Origin of the sequence: uncultured Cardiobacterium sp., from assembly GCF_938028185.1 — a bacterium.
Lineage (GTDB): Bacteria > Pseudomonadota > Gammaproteobacteria > Cardiobacteriales > Cardiobacteriaceae > Cardiobacterium.
The window spans coordinates 1-5032 of record NZ_CALJAH010000097.1 but is presented as its reverse complement, the minus strand read 5'-3'; the positions used below and the strand labels follow the sequence as shown (position 1 = coordinate 5032).

Annotated in this window: 2 protein-coding genes and 2 pseudogenes; 2 read left to right on the top strand and 2 right to left on the bottom strand. The window is 57.4% G+C overall.

Annotated elements, in window-relative coordinates:
* Positions 1–54: 54 nt before the first annotated feature.
* A pseudogene (locus Q0349_RS14045) lies at positions 55–1403 on the bottom strand (DEAD/DEAH box helicase); the annotation flags it as partial.
* A gap of 78 nt (positions 1404–1481) precedes the next feature.
* A pseudogene (locus Q0349_RS03205) lies at positions 1482–1652 on the bottom strand (WYL domain-containing protein); the annotation flags it as partial.
* A gap of 461 nt (positions 1653–2113) precedes the next feature.
* Here Q0349_RS03205 and Q0349_RS03200 point away from each other — a divergent pair.
* On the top strand, positions 2114–2824 hold the full coding sequence (locus Q0349_RS03200; protein ID WP_298079434.1) for a phospholipase D family protein: 711 nt from the start codon (positions 2114–2116) through the stop codon (positions 2822–2824).
* A gap of 74 nt (positions 2825–2898) precedes the next feature.
* Complete coding sequence (gene speA / locus Q0349_RS03195; RefSeq protein ID WP_298079433.1) at positions 2899–4809, top strand: biosynthetic arginine decarboxylase; 1911 nt, start codon at positions 2899–2901, stop codon at positions 4807–4809.
* Positions 4810–5032 lie beyond the last annotated feature (223 nt).

Here is a 5032-nt window from a genome sequence, read left to right as displayed (position 1 = left end):
TGGTCAGGCTCCAGGGAAATTGATGATTGTATAGAATTTAGAGAGGATTGCTATAAAGAGGACGATACCGTCGCCGTAGGGGGTGTTTTCCAACAATTCCAACAAGTAGTCCTGGGTGCGGCGCGATTCGGTGAAGATGATGGCTTTTTTCTCCGCGCCCAGGCGTTCGAGTTCGGCGAAGGCTCTGTCGAGCGCGGTGAGCAGTTTTTCGCCTTTGCCGTCGTTGCGGATGTTGTCGGCAAGTTGTTTGTAGCGCTGCAGTTCGGCGATTTCTGCGGCAATGGCGGCGCGTTCGCTGCTGGCAGGCGCGCTTTCGTCTTCGTCGCCCTCCCATTCGTCGGCGGTGTCGGCAAGGCCTTCGTAGTCTTCGTCGAGGCTTTGCGCGAGTGCTTCGCTGTTGCCGCTATCCAGCAGGTTTTGCAGGCGCTCTGCCATGGTTGCCAGCGCCCCGGCAATGGCGCGGCTGGATGAGGCGAGTAGTTTCCACAGAACAAGCGAGATGAGTTGCCGTTGTCCTTTCGGCAATGCTTTCAGGTCGGGCGGCGCAGGTAGTCGGCAACGAGGCGCGAGAGTTCGCGTTCTTCGTCGCTCGGCGTGAATTCTTGCACAATGGCGTGGCGCGCGGTGTAGGAGACGTAGGGCTGCACTTGCTGGCGCAGGGTGCGTTTGCAGACGGGGGCGAGGCGGGCGCGCAGGGCGTTGTGGTTCGCGCGGTTGGTGAATTGGCTGCGGAAGCTGTCAAGGTCGCCAAATACGCGGTCGTCAATGATGCTGACCAGGCCGTAGAGTTCGAGCAGGGTGTTTTGCAGCGGGGTGGCGGTGAGCAGGACTTTGGCGTGGACGTGGGTCATCGCCTCTTTGAGGGTGCGGGCGATGATGTTGCCGTTTTTGTACACGTTGCGCAGGCGGTGTGCTTCGTCCAGCACCGCCAGATCCCAGTGGATGCGCCGGATGTCGTCCGCCTTGCTTTTGGCGAATTGGTAGGAGCAGATGATGGGGTCTTCCTGCTGGAAGGGGTTGGGCTGTTTTTTGCGCAGGGCGTTGTAGTTTTTGCTTTCGAGGATGATGCTGCCGAGGCCGAATTTGTCCTGTAATTCCTGGTGCCACTGTTTGCGCAGGTTGGCGGGGGTGATGATGAGGATTTTGTGCCGCCGCTCTGCCCAACGCTGCGCGATGACCAGCCCCGCTTCGATGGTTTTGCCGAGGCCGACTTCGTCGGCCAGGATGACACCGCGCGAGAGCGGGTTGCGGCAGGCGAACAGTGCGGCATCGACCTGGTGCGGGTCGAGGTCAACTTGTGCATCAACCAGCGTCGCGGCGAGGGATTCGATGCTGTCGCTGGCGGCGCGGCGGGTCAGTTGCCAGGCGAGGTATTGGCTTTGCTGCGGGGTGATGGGGTGCATGGGAGCTCCTTTAGGCGTGTTGTGGCGGCTGGTATCCGGGCGCGAGGGCGGCGCTTTCCACGCCGTAAAGTGTCAGTGGGTCGGCGTTTCGATGCGGGTGATGACAAAATCACGGAAGGCATTGCGCTTTCGGTCGTAGGCGTAGACGTGACAGCGCAGGCCGGTATTGCTCCCAGCAAAAGGGATAATGACGCATTCCGTTTCGCCGCTGCTTGTCGAGTGATGGCGGATGGCAAGCGGGCGTTTCGCAGGATAACACGGCACCCGCTCGCCGCCTGTGGGCATTTTTTGCAGGCGGCAAACCTAACAAACACTGCTACACTATGTCGTATATCGCAATCCTCACAAAGCCCTGTACGGTATTGTCCGCCTCGCCGTACTAGGGGCTGTTTACAATTTAGGCCTCCCTCCTCCGCAGGGCGAAACCCGCAGCGGTCGGGCTCCGTGCGTAGGGTGTAGCTCACAAAATCGTCGCCACGCAACCGCATTGGCTTGGGCGTGTTTACGGCTGAATGGTAAACAGGCCTTAACCAAACCTGCTAATGAAATCATCATGTTATGGCCAATTGTAAACAGCGCCTAATCTGTACTGCCTTCGGTGGCGCGCCTTGTACAGAACTTTGTGAGTATCGCTATATCATCCCCTCATGATTGCGCGACTGCAACGCGCATAAGCAGAAATACCAATGCATATTGACAAGGGAAAAACGATGCCCAAATTCCTCAACACCAGCGCCACAACCTATTACCTTGAAGAACTCATCAAAAACAGCCGTGAACGCCTCTGGCTGATTAGCCCCTACCTTAAACTGAATGACCGCATCAAGGAATTGCTTGAAGACAAAGACCGGTTGAAAATTGACGTGCGCATTGTCTATGGCAAAAGCGAACTTCAGCCCGCCGAAGTGAACTGGCTGAAAAACCTGCATTACATCCGCACTAGTTATTGCCATAACCTGCACGCCAAATGCTATATCAGCGAAAGTGCCTGCATTATCACCAGCCTGAATCTCTACGAATTCAGCCAGGTCAATAATAACGAAATGGGTGTCTATATTGAACGCGACGATGGCGCGCTCTATCAGGATGCCTATGCCGAAGCGCAACGCATCATCCGCATCAGCGATGAGGTCAAAATTTCGCTTGATGTCGTGGAGAAAAGCGAAAAAACGGAACAGGCAGAAAATCATGTGCCCGAAGAACACGCCAAAAAATATAGCGGATTGAGTACCTCCAAACTGGCTGAAAAATATGGCATCAGTACCAAAGAATGCAATCAAAAACTCTGCGCTCTCGGCTTGCAGGAACAACAGGAAAAAGGTTACGACCTCACCGAAAAGGGCAAAGAAATCGGCGGCGTGATACGCAAAAACCGCTTTGGCGCAATCTTTATCGTCTGGCCGGAAGACCTAACCCTTTGACTCTCCCGTTTACATACACCTGAGCGCTCAACCTGTATGTAAATTCCCTCCCATACAAACCCAAGGAACTCACATTGAACGCAAAAACAGACTGGAGCATTGCTGACGCCGACGAACTCTACCGCATCAGCGGCTGGGGTGCGGGCTACTTCCGCCTGAATGACGACGGCAACCTCGTCATCAATGCCCCGCTTGCAAGCGGCAAAAGCGCTGAAATCGCCATGCTCGACCTCATCGAAGGCATGGAAGTACGCGGCAAAACCATGCCCGTGATGCTGCGCGTGCAAAACATCCTCGAAAACCAGATCCGCCTCATCAACGAAAGCTTCGCCAACGCTATCGCGAGCAGCCATTACCGGGGCAAATACCGGGGCGTGTTCCCCATCAAGGTGAACCAGCAGGCGCAAGTCATCGAAGACATCGTCCGCTTCGGCAAACCCTGGCAGCACGGCCTCGAAGCCGGCTCCAAAGCCGAACTGATGATCGCCCTCTCCATGCTCTCCGAGCCAGGGCCGCTCATCGTCTGCAACGGCTACAAGGACCGCGAATTTGTCGAACTCGGCCTCGGCATGACCAAACTCGGCTTCCAGGTCATCTTCGTCATCGAAACCCCGGCAGAACTGCCTATCATCGTCGAAAGCTCGCAGGCGATGGGCGTGCGCCCCGTTATCGGCGTGCGCGCCAAACTCTTCTCGCACGTCTCCGGCCACTGGAACGCCACCAGCGGCGACCGCTCCATGTTCGGCCTGAACGCCAGCCAGCTCGTCGGCGTCATCGATGGCCTGAAAGCGGCGGGAATGCTCGACTGCCTGCAATTCCTGCACTACCACCTCGGCTCGCAAATCCCGAACATCCGCGACATCCGCACCGGCGTGCGCGAAGCCTGCCGCTACTACGTCGAACTCGTCGAAGAAGGCGCACCGATGCGCTTTCTTGACCTCGGCGGCGGCCTCGCTGTGGACTACGACGGCAGCCGCACCTCCGCCATCCACTCGCGCAACTACACCCTCGAAGAATACTGCGTGGACGTGGTTGAAACCATCCAGGCGGTGATGGACGAAAAAGGCATCGAACACCCGACCATCGTCACCGAGTCGGGCCGTTCCACCGTCGCCTACTCCACCGTCCTCATGTTCAACATCCTGGACGTGACCGGCTACACCGACGCCCGCCTGCCCGCCGACAACAACGAAGACAACGAACTCGTGCACAACCTCATGGAAAGCTACCGTATGCTTTCGGACAAAACCGTGCAGGAATGCTTCAACGACGCCGTGTACTACCGCGACGAAGCGCGCGACGGTTTCATGCGCGGCCAGCTTGACCTGCGCACCCGCTCCCGCGTCGAACAAATCTTCATGGTCATCATGGCCGAAGTGCAGAAAATCGCCGAGCGCAACCCGGACGCCCTCTCCGAACCCGAAGTGCTGAAAACCATGCTGGCCGACATCTACTACGGCAACTTCAGCGTCTTCCAGTCGCTGCCGGACGCCTGGGCGATTGACCAAATCTTCCCTGTCGTGCCGCTGCACCGCCTAAACGAACGGCCGACGCGCAACAGCATCATCGCCGACATGACCTGCGACAGCGACGGCAAAATTGACCGCTTCCCGGAAAACGGCGAAGTCAGCCGCGCCCTGCCGCTACACGAAATCCGCGAAGGCGAAGAATACTACCTCGGCGCATTCCTCGTCGGCGCCTACCAAGAAACCCTCGGCGACCTGCACAACCTGCTCGGCGACACCCACGTTGTCTCGGTGTACATCAACGAAGACGGCAGCTTTGATTTTGTCGGCGAAGTCGAAGGCGACTCGGTAGCGGACGTGCTGAGCTACGTCGAATACCAGCCGAACAACCTCCTCGCCCAGTTCCGCCAAACGGCCGAACGCGCGGTACGCAACGGCACCATCAGCGCCGCCGAACGGCAGCATCTGGTAAACGCCTTTGAGGCAGGCCTGCGCGGCTACACCTATTACGAACAATAACCGCCCTGCCATAAAGAAAGCCCGCTATTAAAGCGGGCTTTTTAATTGTCGGTAGTTATCGCCATCCATCGAAAGCCTCATACGGTGGATGACTATATTCACTACACCGCTCACCCCCTCCCCATTCAAAATGCGGCCGCCTTTTGAATGGGAACCCGCGCCCGCTGCGGGCTTCGTCCTGCAGGGGAGGGGGATTTTTCAATGGTAAACAGCCTTTAAGAGC

Excerpts from the sequence above, each read along its gene's own strand:
- Q0349_RS03200 (WP_298079434.1), top strand. The coding sequence starts at position 2,114 with ATGCCCAAATTCCTCAACACCAGCGCCACAACCTATTACCTTGAAGAA.